Source organism: Sphingopyxis sp. CR5 (genome assembly GCF_059693785.1).
The window spans coordinates 95870-108734 of record NZ_JCATIE010000013.1 but is presented as its reverse complement, the minus strand read 5'-3'; the positions used below and the strand labels follow the sequence as shown (position 1 = coordinate 108734).

Genomic DNA, 12865 nt, shown 5'->3' with positions numbered 1-12865 from the left:
GGCGACAGACACCCTCATCCAACTACGCCTAGCCGGCAAGCCGGCAAGGCTCCGTATCCTTCTCCCACGGGGAGAAGGTTTGCGAAGCACCATCCTCACGCCGCAATCTCCGCATAACCGTGCGCTTCCAGTTCGCGCGCCAGTTCCGGCCCGCCCGACTTGACGATCCGCCCGTCCGCGAGGACGTGGACGAAATCGGGCTCCACATAGTCGAGCAGGCGCTGATAGTGCGTAATCAGCAGAACCGCCTTGTCGGGACGCCGCATGATCGCGTTGATCCCGTCGCCGACGACGCGCAGCGCGTCGATATCCAGCCCTGAGTCCGTTTCGTCGAGGATCGCGAGCCTGGGATCGAGGATGCCCATCTGCACCATCTCGTTGCGCTTCTTCTCGCCGCCCGAAAAGCCGACGTTCACGGGGCGCTTGAGCATGTCCATGTCGAGCTTCAAGAGCCCCGCCTTCTCGCGCGCCAGCTTCAGGAAATCGCCGCCCGACAGCGGCTCCTCACCGCGCGCCTTGCGCTGGGCGTTCAGGCTTTCGCGCAGGAACTGGACGTTCGACACGCCGGGAATTTCGACCGGATACTGGAAGCCGAGGAACAGGCCCGCCGCGGCGCGTTCGTGCGGCTCGAGGGCCAATAAATCCACCGTTTGCCCTGAACTTGTCGAAGGACTGTTCTTTCCTCCTTCCGTCGTCGAAGAAAAGGACGGGCCTTCGACAAGCTCAGCCCGAACGGGGGTGGAGGCAAAGGTCACCGACCCTTCGGTGATTTCATATCCAGGCCGCCCGCCGAGCACATAGGCGAGCGTCGACTTGCCCGCACCGTTGGGGCCCATGATCGCGTGGATTTCGCCCGCGTTTATGGCGAGCGACAGGCCTTTCAGGATCGGCTTGTCGGCGATGGTGGCGTGGAGGTTTTCAATTTTGAGCATGGGATTGGTCTATCTTATATTCATTGGATTCCAGCTGAACCGGACTGCCGTTGATGGAGAGGGACTGGTCCTGCGGGACGCGGACGAATTCGTGCGATCCGCCGGTCTGATTGGCCGCATTGGGCACCAGTTCGGGTTCGGACCCGAGCGGCCTCGCGGCGCGCTTTCCAAAGAGCCAGCGCAGCATCACCCCACGCTCCCCTCAAGGCTGATCCCCAGCAATTTCTGCGCCTCGACCGCAAACTCCATCGGCAGTTGCTGCAGCACTTCCTTGGCAAAGCCGTTGACGATCAACGCCACCGCCTCTTCCTGCCCCAGCCCGCGCTGCATCGCGTAGAACAGCTGGTCGTCGCTGATCTTGCTCGTCGTTGCTTCATGCTCGACGGTCGCGCTGGGATTACGGACTTCGATATAGGGGACGGTGTGTGCACCGCAGTTGCTGCCGAGGAGCAGGCTATCGCACTGGGTGAAGTTGCGCACCCCTTCGGCATTGGGCGCGACGCGGACGATGCCGCGATAAGTGTTGTTCGATTGGCCCGCGCTGATCCCCTTGCTGACGATGGTCGAGCGCGTGCGCTTGCCATTGTGGATCATCTTGGTGCCGGTGTCGGCCTGCTGGTAATTGTTCGTCACCGCGACCGAATAAAATTCGCCGACGCTGTCGTCGCCATTGAGGACGCAGCTCGGATATTTCCAGGTGATCGCGCTGCCGGTCTCGACCTGCGTCCACGATACCTTGCTGCGCTTGCCTTGGCACAGCGCGCGCTTGGTCACGAAATTATAGATGCCGCCCAGCCCCTCGGCATTGCCAGGATACCAGTTCTGCACCGTCGAATATTTGATTTCGGCATCGTCCAATGCGACGAGTTCGACCACGGCGGCGTGAAGCTGGTTTTCGTCGCGCATCGGCGCGGTGCAGCCTTCGAGGTAGGAGACGTACGCGCCCTTGTCGGCGACGATCAAAGTGCGCTCGAACTGCCCCGTATTTTCGGCATTGATGCGGAAATAGGTGCTCAGTTCCATCGGGCAGCGCACGCCTTCGGGCACATAGACGAACGTCCCGTCCGAAAAGACCGCGCAGTTGAGCGCCGCGAAATAATTGTCGTGCTGCGGCACCACCTTGCCGAGCCACTTCTTCACCAGCTCGGGATATTCGCGGATCGCCTCGCTGATCGACAGGAAGATGACGCCCGCCTTTTTCAGCTCCTCGCGAAAGGTCGTCGCGACCGAAACGCTGTCGAAGACCGCGTCGACCGCGACCTTGCGCGCACCCTCGACGCCGGCGAGCACCTTTTGCTCCTCGATCGGGATGCCGAGCTTTTCATAGACCTTCAGGATTTCGGGATCGACCTCGTCGAGGCTCTTGAGCGCCTCCTTCTTTCTGGGCGCCGCATAATAATAGGCGTCCTGGTAATCGATCGGCGGGACGTTGAGCTTCGCCCAGTCGGGCGGGGTCATCGTCAGCCAGTGGCGATAGGCCTTCAGTCGCCAGTCGAGCATCCATTCGGGCTCGTTTTTCTTGGCGCTGATGAAGCGCACTGTGTCTTCGCTCAGCCCCTTGGGCGCAAAGTCGGTCTCGATGTCGGCCGACCAGCCATGCTCATAGTCGGCAACCCTGGCGGCGGCATCGTGCGCGGCTTGGTCCTTGATGCGGGTTTCGGTGTTGTCGGTCATTGCAAAATTCCGTTCGCCTCGAGCGAGGTCGAGAGGCCCGTCGGCCGTGCGCTGTCGAGGGGGGTCTCGACTGCGCTCGACAGGAACGGGGATGGTGTCTTCGGTGTGGTTGCAAGGCTCGCCAGGCTGATCTGCGCCAGGGCGCCGCGCACCGCGCCGTTGACGACGCTCCAGTGCGGCTGGACCTTGCAATTGCCTTCGAGCGCGCAATCATGGCGCCCCTCTTCGACGCAACTGGTCAGCGCGATCGGTCCTTCGACCGCTTCGATGATATCGGCAACGCTGATCGCCGCCGCGGGGCGCGCAAGCCGCACACCGCCCCCGGTGCCGCGCGTCGACACGAGCAGTCCGGCGCGCGCGAGGCCGCTCACCAGCTTTTGCGCGGTCGGCCCCGGAATGCCCGTTTGCTCGGCGAGCAGCCCCGCGTGCAGCGGCACCGACCCGCATTGGCGCGCCGCGGCGCTCATCAGCACCACGGCATAATCGGCAAGGTTGGACAGGCGCATGGCTGGGTCCGGGCTCTTTCCCGTTCGAATTGCGAACGATTCTTAACTGGAGTAAATTACTCCACTTATATAGAGAAGGGCCTCCCGCGGTGCAACCCGTGCGGCGTCGTATGCAGCTGCAAAAAAAATGGCACCCATCCGGCCGAAACCGAATGAGTGCCAAGATGAAGGTCTCGATCCTCGTCAAGAGGAAGAGCTCTTCTGGGTCGCGGGGTTCGAATATTCCTGCGCGGCGATTCGCGATTGGACGAAAACGCCAAATCGGCATTTTGCGCAATTTTAATTGGTTAACGAACGCTTGCGCTTTTGTTTCAAGTTTCTGACACGAGCGGGCTGACCTTGCCCGCAAGCTGCTTGCGGCCCTTGGTCGTCGCCTCGGTATAGCGCGTGGGGTGCGACAGCTGGCCGGGGGTCGCCCCCGCGAAGCGCTTGACCTCGCGGATCAGGTGCGACTGGTCGTAAAAGGCTTCGCCCAGCATCGCTTCGTCGAGCGTTTCGCCCCGCGCCAGGGCCGCGGCGGCGCGTACCGCGCGATATTTGCGCGCGAGCATGCGTGGAGGCAGCCCGTAATAATGTTTGGTCATGCGCTCGACCGAGCGGATCGACATGCCGGTCGCTTCGACGAGGTCGGAAACCTGGGGCGAGATCGATTCGCTCAGCCACCGATCGACGGTATGGATGAACCACATCGGCGCCGCGTCGTTGCTCTTCAGCACTTCGCGCACGAAATTGTTGAGGATGACGAGCCGCTCCTCGGCGCTGGCCGCGCGTTCCAGCGTCGCCGCGACATCCTCGACCCACGGACCGAACAGGTCGGCCGCGTTGATCGCATCGTCGGTGAGCCGTTCGGCTTCGTCGCCTATCAGGGCCGCCCAGCCCGCGGGCAGCATGCCGAAGCCGAACAGGCCCGTCGGGCGCCGGCTGATCGCGCGCACGCGGCCGCTGGTCGGGCCGATGATATTGGCACGGCACGCGTCGGCGCGATGCCCGTTCGTAAAGACATATTCGCCGTCGGCATCGGTCATGAAGCGAAACTGCGGCCGGTCGGCGCGTTCATATTCGTCGAACGACGCCATGTTGATCCGCGCGATATAGAAGCTCGAGACCATCTCCGCCAAATCGGAATCGGGCGGGTAATAATGCAGCTCGAATGGCGTATCGCCGTCCCCCGACGGCGGCGGTGTATTTTGCGTCATGACGAGACCGACCCCGACAGCCTGATGCTGCCTTGTTGATATGTAACAAAGCATTTGCTTTTCAGGGCGGCGCGTCAAGAGGCAATTTTATGGCGCGGACCGGCCCTTTTCGGCATTGATCCATGCGTCGACGCGCCGTTCGAGGATGTCGAGCGGCACCGGCCCCGATTTCAGCACGACGTCGTGAAAGGCGCGGATGTCGAAGCGATCGCCGAGCGCCGCCCGCGACCGTTCGCGCAGTTCCATGATCTTGAGCTTGCCGATCAGATAGGCGGTCGCCTGACCGGGATAGACGATATAGCGCTCGATGGCCTTTTCGATGTCGCCGTCGGGGTTCGGGGTATTCTGCTTCAGATAGGCGATCGCCTTTTCGCGGCTCCAGCGCCGGTCATGGATGCCGGTGTCGACGACGAGCCGGCAGGCGCGCCACAACTCCATGCCGAGGCGCCCGAAATCGCTATAGGGGTCGGTATAGGCGCCCATGTCCTTGGCCAGTTCCTCGGAATAGAGGCCCCAGCCTTCGGTATAGGCGGTGAAGCCTCCGAAGCGGCGGAACGCCGGCAGGTCGTCAAGCTCGGTCTGCACTGCGCGCTGCAGGTGATGGCCGGGAATACCCTCGTGATAGACGAGCGCTTCAAGCTCGGTCTTCGACATGTCGCGCAGGTCGTAAAGGTTCACATAATAGGTGCCCGGACGCGAGCCGTCGGGCGAGGGCGATTGGTAAAAGGCCTTGCCCGCCGACTTCTCGCGAAACGCCTCGACCGCTTTCACTTGCAGATGCGCCTTGGGCAGCGTGTTGAAAAAGGCGGGGAGGCGGGCCTCCATCGTCTTCACCTTCGCATCGACGTCGGCCAGATAGGCTTCGCGGCTGGTGTAATAATATTGCGGGCTGGTGCGCAGATGCTCGAAAAACGCCTGCAAATCGCCCTTGAAACCGACCTTGCGTTTGATCGCCTCCATCTCTTTGTGGATCCGCGCGACTTCGCGAAGACCCAGTTCGTGAATCTGGTCCGCGGTCATGTCGGTCGTGGTGTAATTGGCCAGCAACGCCTGATAATAGGCGGCGCCGTCGGGGAGGCGCCACACCCCGTCCTCGGTCGGGGCGACCGCTTCCTGCCGCTTCATTTCTTCGAGAAGGCGTGTATAGGCGGGGCGGGCGCTGTCGGCCCAGGCCGACCTGGCCTCCGCCATGATGCGCGCCTTTTCTGCGGGCGTGACGTCGAGCTTCGCCGTCTTCGCCGCGATATCCTCGATCACCGCATTATCGTCGCGCAGCAGGTTTTCGATGTCCGAGATGACATAGGGATAGACCCATTTGGGCGGCTGAATCCCCTTGGCCGCGCGCGCGGCCGATTGCGCCGACAGCGCGTCGATCACCGGACCCATGCCCCGGATGCGCGACACATAGGCTTCGGCCTCGGTCGGGTTCGACACGCGGTGGATGTTGATCAGGAAGGCGGGCATGCGGCTTTGCGCGCCGTTCATCTGGTCGAAGATATAGCCGTGGTCGCGAAAGGCGAACAGCCGGTCGTCGCGCGCCGCTTGCGCGTTGAACAATTCGAACGAAAGCGCGTCTTCCTTCGACAGCCTTTCCGGATCGAAGCTGCTGCGCATTGCGGCCGCCGCGGCTTGTTGCAGCGTGTGTTCGGCGACTTCGGCTTCGTCGCTGACGTCGTTCCATTTGCCGTAATCATCGTCGCGAATGCCGCGATAGGCCTTGCCGAGCGGGCTCAGCGACAATTGGGCCTGGTCGTATTTTTCGAAGAATTCGGCGAGTCCGGCACCGGCGGGCGCGGGGGCTGGCGAAGCGACATCGCGTGGCGCGTCGACCGCGGCGAACGTGCATCCGGCGGCGGCCAGAAGGACAAGGCAGCTCGACAAGCTGACGGCAAGGCGACGACGTGACACGATTTACTCCCCGTTTTGCTATGTTTTTTTGCTGGCCCGCCGCGGGGCTTGCCATAGCGTCCGGCGCGGCGCAATGGCAGGCCCCATGTCGCTGTTCGCTTCCGCCGCCGATACCGCTTATGCGCTCGTCCGTCCCTTCGTTCACGCAAGCGATGGCGAGGCTGCGCACAACTTGACGCTCCAGGCGCTCCAGCCGTTGCCGCGCGCGCGCTGCGCGCTGACCAGCCCCGTGCTCGCGACGCGAGTGGCGGGCATCGATTTTCCGAACCCCGTCGGGCTCGCTCCGGGCTTCGACAAGGACGCCCGCGTTGCGCACGCCATGCCGCACTTCGGCTTCGGCTTCGTCGAAGTCGGGACGCTGACGCCGCTGCCGCAAGCGGGCAATCCTCGCCCGCGCCTGTTCCGGTTGGTCGAGGATCGCGCGGTGATCAACCGCATGGGCTTCAACAATGGCGGGCAGGACAGCGCGGCGGACCGCATCGCACGCCTGCGCCGCTTTGGCCTGCCGGTGCCGCTCGGCATCAATATCGGCGCGAACAAGGACAGCGCCGACCGGATCGCCGACTATGCGAAGGGCGCGGCGGCAATGGCGCCGCTCGCCGATTATCTGACGGTGAATATATCCTCGCCGAACACGCCGGGACTGCGCGCCTTGCAGGACAAGGCTGCTCTCGAGGCGTTGCTCGACGGGGTGGCGGCGGCGCAGGCCGGTTCGGCGGCGAGGCCTGTTTTCCTGAAGGTCGCTCCCGACCTGGCGCCCGCCGACATCGACGACATCGTCGCGGTCGCGATCGACAAGGGTCTTGCGGCGGTCATCGTGTCGAATACGACGATAGAAAGACCGGCGCTGACGTCGCGCCATGCCGATGAAGCGGGGGGCCTGTCGGGCGCGCCGCTGGCTGAACTCGCGCTGCAACGGCTCCGCGACTTTCGGGCCGCGAGCGGCGGGCGGGTGCCGCTGGTCGGGGTGGGCGGCATCGCCACCGCCGAGCAGGCGTGGGACCGCATCCGGGCGGGTGCCAGCCTGGTGCAAATCTATTCGGCGATGGTGTTCGAAGGGCCGGGACTGGCGGCGCGGATTGCGCACGGGATCGAACGTCTGGCCGAGCGCGAGGGTTTCGCACGCGTTGCCGACGCGGTGGGCACCGCGGGCTGACCCCGAACCTTGCGGGGTTGCACTCGGTACGACGCCACGCCAATGTCGCGCGCATGATCAAACGACTCTTTGCTGTGCTCAGCCTGTTCGTCATCGCGCTCCCGTCGCTTGCCGCGGCGCAGGGCGTCACCTCTTCCGCCGATCCCCGCGCGACCGAAGCGGGGCGCGAAATCCTGATGAAGGGAGGCTCGGCGGCCGATGCCGAGATGGCGATGATGCTGGTGTTGACGCTTGTCGAACCGCAATCGAGCGGCATCGGCGGCGGCGGCTTCTTCATCTACCACGATGCGAAGACCGGGCAGATCCTGACGATCGACGGGCGTGAGAAGGCGCCCGCTGCGGCGACGCCCGACCGCTTCCTGGGCAAGGACGGGAAGCCGCGCGGCTTCATGGACGTCGTGCCCGGCGGCCTGTCGGTCGGCGTTCCGGGGAATATTCGCCTGATGCAGGACGTGCACAAGCGTTGGGGCAAGCTCCCCTGGGCGGATATCTTTCAGCCCGCCATCGCGCTCGCGGACAAGGGTTTCAAGGTGACGCCGGTCCTTAACAGATACATGACGCTCTACGCCGACGTGTGGAAGGATTTCCCGCAGGCCCGTGCGATCTATTATGTCGATGGCAAGCCGGCGCCGGTCGGCACGGTGATCCGGAATCCCGCCTATGCGAAAATCCTCCGCGACATCGCCGCGCGCGGACCCGATGCGTTCTACACCGGCACGAATGCGCAGGCGATCGTCACTGCCGTAACACAGGCACCGCGCAATCAGTCGAAAATGACGCTGGCCGATCTCAAGGCCTATCAGGCCAAGGAGCGCCCCGCGGTCTGCACGACCTATCGCGTCTACAAGGTTTGCGGCATGGGGCCGCCCTCGTCCGGGGCGACGACCGTGTTCGGGATCTTGGGTATGCTCGAAGCCTATGACATGAAGGCGATGGGCAAGGATAATGTAATGAGCTGGCACCTGCTTGCCGAGGCGATGCAGCTCGCCTACGCCGACCGTGGCCAGTATCTCGGCGACAGCGACTTCGTCGACGTGCCGGTCAAGGGGCTGCTCGACAAACAATATCTTGCCGACCGCCGGATGCTGATTTCGCCTTTCGCGGTGCGCAGCGACTATCCCGCGGGCTCGCCCCCGGGTGCGGAACCGCGCACCGCGTCGGGTCCGGTGAACGAACATGGGACGACGCATTTCGTCGCAGTCGACCGCGACGGCAATGTCGCGACGATGACCTCGACGGTCGAATCGATCTTTGGCAGCCAGCTCGTCGCCAATGGCTATATCCTTAACAACGAACTTACCGATTTCACCTTCGTCCCCGAGAAGGACGGCAAGCCCGTCGCCAACCGGGTCGAGGCGAACAAGCGCCCGCTGTCGTCGATGTCGCCGACGATCGTGTACGGCCCCGACGGAAAGGTCGTGCTCGCGCTCGGTTCGGCGGGCGGGAAGCGGATCATCATGCACGTGACGAAAACGCTGATCGGTGTCCTCGACTGGGGCCTGTCGGCGCAGGATGCGATCGCGCTTCCCAACCTGTTCTTCGACGATCAGGGCGCGATCATCGAAGATAATGCGATGGGGCAGAAAATCGCGCAGGAATCGGCGGTCTTCGGCAAGCCGATCCGGCCCGAGGACTTCGGGTCGAAGGTCAATGCGATCGAACGCACGCCGACCGGCTGGCGCGGCGCCGCGGACCCGCGGACGCCGGGCAACTGGGCCACCGACGACCCGACGGCGGCGGCCGAATAACGACAGACAACATAATAGACGCAGCATCCTCCCGGGAGAGAAGAGGCATGAAGCTCGACAACCCGCATCTCGACCAATTTCCCAGTCTGGTCGCGATGTTCTTCGACCGCGCCGAAAAGGGCGGCGAAGACCCGTTCCTGTGGCGCAAGGCCGATCGCGCCTGGCAGCCGCTCAGCTGGCGCCAGGTCGCCAATCAGGTCGCGGCGCTTGCGAACAATCTGCGACGGCTTGGCCTGAAGGAAGGCGACCGTATCGTGCTCGTCAGCGAGAACCGGCCCGAATTCTGCATCGCCGACCTCGCGATCATGGCGGCGGGCTGCATCACGGTTCCGACCTATACGACCAACACCGAGCGGGACCACCAGCATATCCTCGACAACAGCGGCGCGCGCGCGGTGATCGTTTCGACCGCGAAGCTTGCGCGAACGCTGATGCCCGCGGTGATGCGGTCCGACGCGCATATCGTCATCAGCATGGAGCCGCTGCGCGTCGGCCAGCAGGGCGAGGTGGAAGTGCACGACTGGGCGCCGCTCGTTACCGGCGGCGAGGCGCATCTGGACGAAATCAAGGCGCGGGGCCTTGCGATGTCGCGGGACGATGTTGCGTGCCTTATCTATACCAGCGGCACGGGCGGGGCGCCGCGTGGGGTGATGCAGCACCATGGAGCGATCCTGCACAATGCGGCCGGGGCGGCCGAAATACTGGTCAATGATTTCGGCATCGGCGAGGAGGAAGTGTTTCTCTCCTTCCTGCCGCTCAGCCACGCCTATGAACATTCGGGCGGGCAGTTCCTGCCGATCATGGTCGGCGCGCAAATCTATTATAGCGAAGGCCTTGAGAAACTCGTTTCGAATATCGAGGAAACAAAGCCGACGATCATGGTCGTCGTGCCGCGATTGTTCGAGGTCATTCGCGCGCGGATGATCAAGTCGGTCGAGAAGCAGGGCAAACTCGCGAACTGGATGCTCCGCCAGGCCCTGCGCGTCGGCGAGAAGGATTATGAACGGCGCATGGGGCTGGCCGACCGTCCGGTCGACCTGCTGCTCAACAAGCTGTTCCGGCCGAAGATCCAGCAAAGGTTCGGCGGCCGGATGAAGGCCCTCGTATCGGGCGGCGCGCCGCTCAATCCCGAAATCGGGGTATTCTTTCATTCGATCGGGCTGACGCTCTTGCAGGGCTATGGCCAGACCGAGGCCGGGCCGGTGATCAGCTGCAACCGGCCGAAGACCGGGCTCAAGATGGACACGGTCGGGCCGCCGCTGATGAACACCGAAGTGCGGATCGCCGACGATGGCGAAATCTGCGTGCGCGGCGAACTGGTGATGAAAGGCTATTGGCGCAACGAGGCCGAGACGCAGCGCGTGCTGGTTCCCGACGTCGCCGATCCCGACGGCGCGCCCTGGCTGCATACCGGCGACATCGGCCATATCGACGAAGCGGGGCGCATCGTGATTACCGATCGCAAGAAGGACCTGATCGTCAACGACAAGGGCGACAATGTCTCGCCGCAGCGGGTGGAGGGTATGTTGACCCTGCAACCCGAAATCCTGCAGGCGATGGTCTATGGCGACAAGAGGCCGCATCTGGTCGGCATTCTGGTCCCCGACCCCGAATGGATGGCCGAGTGGGCCGAAGCGGAGGGGCTGCCGAAGGATCTCGAACGCCTGCGCGAACACGACAAGTTTCGCACGGCGATCCGCGAAGCCGTCGATCGGGTCAACGGCCAGCTGTCGGTGATTGAAAAGGTGCGCAAGTTCGACTTTGCCGACGAGCCCTTCACGATCGAAAACGAACAGATGACCCCGTCGATGAAAATCCGGCGCCACGTGCTGAAACAGGTCTATGAAGGCAAGATCGCCGCGCTGTATCGGGGTTAGGCCGGCGCGCGTTCCGGGTCAGATGACGGGCAGGGGCGCGACCCGAAGAGCTCGGTGCAAACCGGAACCCCGCCCGTCGCCGAGCGCAGGGCTCAGCCTTTGTCCCCCGCCGGTTCGCGATAGGGGACGAAGTCGCCAAAGACGCAGGTCGGACCGCGAATGCCGCTCGACCGGTCGACCAGGTGGAAGAAGTCGCCGTTGCAGACCTGCGACCCGAATTGCTCGACGACCATGATGTCGCTGTCGCGCGCCAGGCCGGGGCAACTGCCTTTGAGATCGTTGCGATAGACGAGCTTGCCGCCCGAGCGATAGAGCAGGATATTGTCCGAAACGCGGATCGTGTCGGTCGTGCGATAGCTCGGCAGACAGCTTACCGGTTCGCCCGCGACCTTGCCCGCCAGCTGCTTTTCCAGGGTCTTCGCCTGTTTCGGGGTCAGACCGTTCGCGCCGGCGTCGGCGGTGCCCGACGGTGTGCAACCGGCGATCGCGCCCGCCGACAGGGTCAGCAAGGCGGCGGCACGGAACGGGAAACTCATGGCCATGGCTAAACTCCTTGCGATGATACGCTTCCTAGACGGAGCGCGATGAACGCAGCCTTACGGCCTCCGGTCAGGCCGCGTCCTTGAGCGCGCGAATGCGACCGAGTTCGGAGGCGCTCGGCGCGCGCAGGAAGGGATTGGTGGCGCGTTCGGCGCCGATCGTGGTCGGGACGGTCGCCTTGCCCGCTTCGCGCGCGGCCTCGACTTCGGCGAGCCGCGCGTTCAATGCGGCATTGTCGGGCTCGACCGTCACCGCGAAGCGCGCATTCGACAGCGTATATTCGTGCGCGCAATAGACGCGCGTCGCGTCGTCGAGTGTGCCCAGCCGCTGCATGTTGGCGAACATCTGGTCGGCGGTGCCTTCGAACAGCCGGCCGCATCCCATTGCGAACATCGTGTCGCCGACGAAGATCGCGCCGTCCTCGGGGAAATGATAGGCGATATGGCCCGCCGTGTGCGCGGGCACGTCCCATATCTCGGCGACATGCGCGCCGAGGGCGACCGTGTCGTCGCCGCGCACCAGCCGGTCGGCGGTCGGAATGCGCTCGCGCTCGGCCGCGGGCGCGATGATTTCGCAACCGGTCTTCGCCTTTATCTCGGCATTGCCGCCGGTGTGGTCGGGGTGCCAATGGGTGTTCCAGATCGCCCCGATCGTCCAGCCGCGCGCGTCCGCTTCGGCGAGCACCGGCGCGGCGACCGCGGGGTCGACGACCATTGTTGCGCCGCTGGCGGCATCGTGGACCAGCCAGACATAATTGTCGCTGAGGACAGGGATGCGTATGATTTCCAGCGGCGTCACGGAAAGCCTCCTCTTGTGCCGGCCTCCTGCGATCGCGCCGGAGCCGGTTGCTGACCTGGTCCCACTATGCCGCCTGCCGGGCGCCTTGGCTACCAGCTGCCCGTGTTCGGCATCGAAGCCCAGGGTTCTGCGGGATCGAGATATCCGTCCTGAAGAAGTTCGACCGAAATGCCGTCGGGCGAGCGGACGAACGCCATATGGCCATCGCGCGGCGGGCGGTTGATCGTCACCCCGGCGTCCATCAGCCGCTGGCAGATGTCGTAGATATTCTCGACCCGATAGGCGAGGTGGCCGAAATTGCGCCCGCCGGCATAGGCCTCGGGGGCGCTGCCGTCCTCGGGCGGCCAATTATAGGTCAACTCGACTTCCGCGACGCCCTCCTGCCCCGGGGGAGCGAGGAAGATCAGCGTGAAGCGGCCGCCTTCATTGTCGAAACGGCGGACTTCCTCGAGCCCGATGAGCTTGAAGAAATCGATGGTGGCATCGGGATCCGACACGCGGATCATCGTGTGGAGATATTTGGTCATCGC

General features: G+C 64.0%; 12 protein-coding genes. 3 read left to right on the top strand and 9 right to left on the bottom strand.

The features are described 5' to 3' along the window. Window positions 1–95: 95 nt before the first annotated feature. The 6 genes from sufC to AC58D2_RS18130 form a co-directional block, all read right to left on the bottom strand. On the bottom strand, window positions 96–932 hold the full coding sequence (sufC, locus tag AC58D2_RS18155) for a Fe-S cluster assembly ATPase SufC (protein WP_497392491.1): 837 nt from the start codon (window positions 930–932) through the stop codon (window positions 96–98). Further along, a complete protein-coding gene (locus tag AC58D2_RS18150) occupies window positions 919–1119 on the bottom strand; it encodes a hypothetical protein (protein WP_497392490.1) in 201 nt (66 codons plus the stop codon). The genes sufC and AC58D2_RS18150 overlap by 14 nt, the downstream gene beginning before the upstream one ends. Then, on the bottom strand, window positions 1119–2606 hold the full coding sequence (gene sufB / locus AC58D2_RS18145; protein ID WP_497392489.1) for a Fe-S cluster assembly protein SufB: 1488 nt from the start codon (window positions 2604–2606) through the stop codon (window positions 1119–1121). Before sufB ends, AC58D2_RS18150 begins: the two co-directional genes overlap by 1 nt. Then, entirely contained in the window at window positions 2603–3112 is a 510-nt protein-coding gene (locus AC58D2_RS18140; protein WP_497392488.1) for an SUF system Fe-S cluster assembly regulator, read from the bottom strand. The genes sufB and AC58D2_RS18140 overlap by 4 nt, the downstream gene beginning before the upstream one ends. A gap of 311 nt (window positions 3113–3423) precedes the next feature. Continuing rightward, window positions 3424–4308, bottom strand: coding sequence for a helix-turn-helix domain-containing protein (locus AC58D2_RS18135; protein WP_497392487.1), 885 nt, complete (start codon window positions 4306–4308; stop codon window positions 3424–3426). 87 nt (window positions 4309–4395) lie between these two features. Continuing rightward, window positions 4396–6216 carry a DUF885 domain-containing protein gene (locus AC58D2_RS18130; RefSeq protein ID WP_497392486.1) on the bottom strand — a complete coding sequence of 607 codons (1821 nt, stop codon included), beginning with the start codon at window positions 6214–6216 and terminating at the stop codon, window positions 4396–4398. Between the two features lie 85 nt (window positions 6217–6301). Here AC58D2_RS18130 and AC58D2_RS18125 point away from each other — a divergent pair, with 85 nt between their 5' ends. The 3 genes from AC58D2_RS18125 to AC58D2_RS18115 are packed head-to-tail and all read left to right on the top strand — an operon-like array spanning window position 6302 to window position 10997. Continuing rightward, entirely contained in the window at window positions 6302–7372 is a 1071-nt protein-coding gene (locus AC58D2_RS18125; protein ID WP_497392485.1) for a quinone-dependent dihydroorotate dehydrogenase, read from the top strand. 53 nt (window positions 7373–7425) lie between these two features. Continuing rightward, window positions 7426–9120, top strand: a complete 1695-nt coding sequence (gene ggt / locus AC58D2_RS18120) for a gamma-glutamyltransferase (RefSeq protein WP_497392484.1) — start codon at window positions 7426–7428, stop codon at window positions 9118–9120. Window positions 9121–9167: 47 nt separating this feature from the next. Then, window positions 9168–10997: an AMP-dependent synthetase/ligase gene (locus tag AC58D2_RS18115; RefSeq protein ID WP_497392483.1), complete on the top strand. Its 1830-nt coding sequence runs from the start codon at window positions 9168–9170 to the stop codon at window positions 10995–10997. A gap of 92 nt (window positions 10998–11089) precedes the next feature. Here the strand turns inward: AC58D2_RS18115 and AC58D2_RS18110 are convergent, their stop codons facing one another. The 3 genes from AC58D2_RS18110 to AC58D2_RS18100 all read right to left on the bottom strand — a co-directional run bounded on the left by AC58D2_RS18110 (window position 11090) and on the right by AC58D2_RS18100 (window position 12862). Next, the gene (locus AC58D2_RS18110; RefSeq protein WP_497392482.1) at window positions 11090–11539 is read right to left on the bottom strand and encodes a hypothetical protein; all 450 of its coding nucleotides are present in this window, start codon (window positions 11537–11539) and stop codon (window positions 11090–11092) included. A gap of 67 nt (window positions 11540–11606) precedes the next feature. After that, window positions 11607–12335 (bottom strand): hydroxyacylglutathione hydrolase, encoded by a 729-nt coding sequence (gloB, locus tag AC58D2_RS18105; protein ID WP_497392481.1) that lies wholly within the window; start codon window positions 12333–12335, stop codon window positions 11607–11609. A gap of 89 nt (window positions 12336–12424) precedes the next feature. Then, the gene (locus AC58D2_RS18100) at window positions 12425–12862 is read right to left on the bottom strand and encodes a VOC family protein (protein ID WP_497392480.1); all 438 of its coding nucleotides are present in this window, start codon (window positions 12860–12862) and stop codon (window positions 12425–12427) included. Between the last annotated feature and the right edge of the window lie 3 nt (window positions 12863–12865).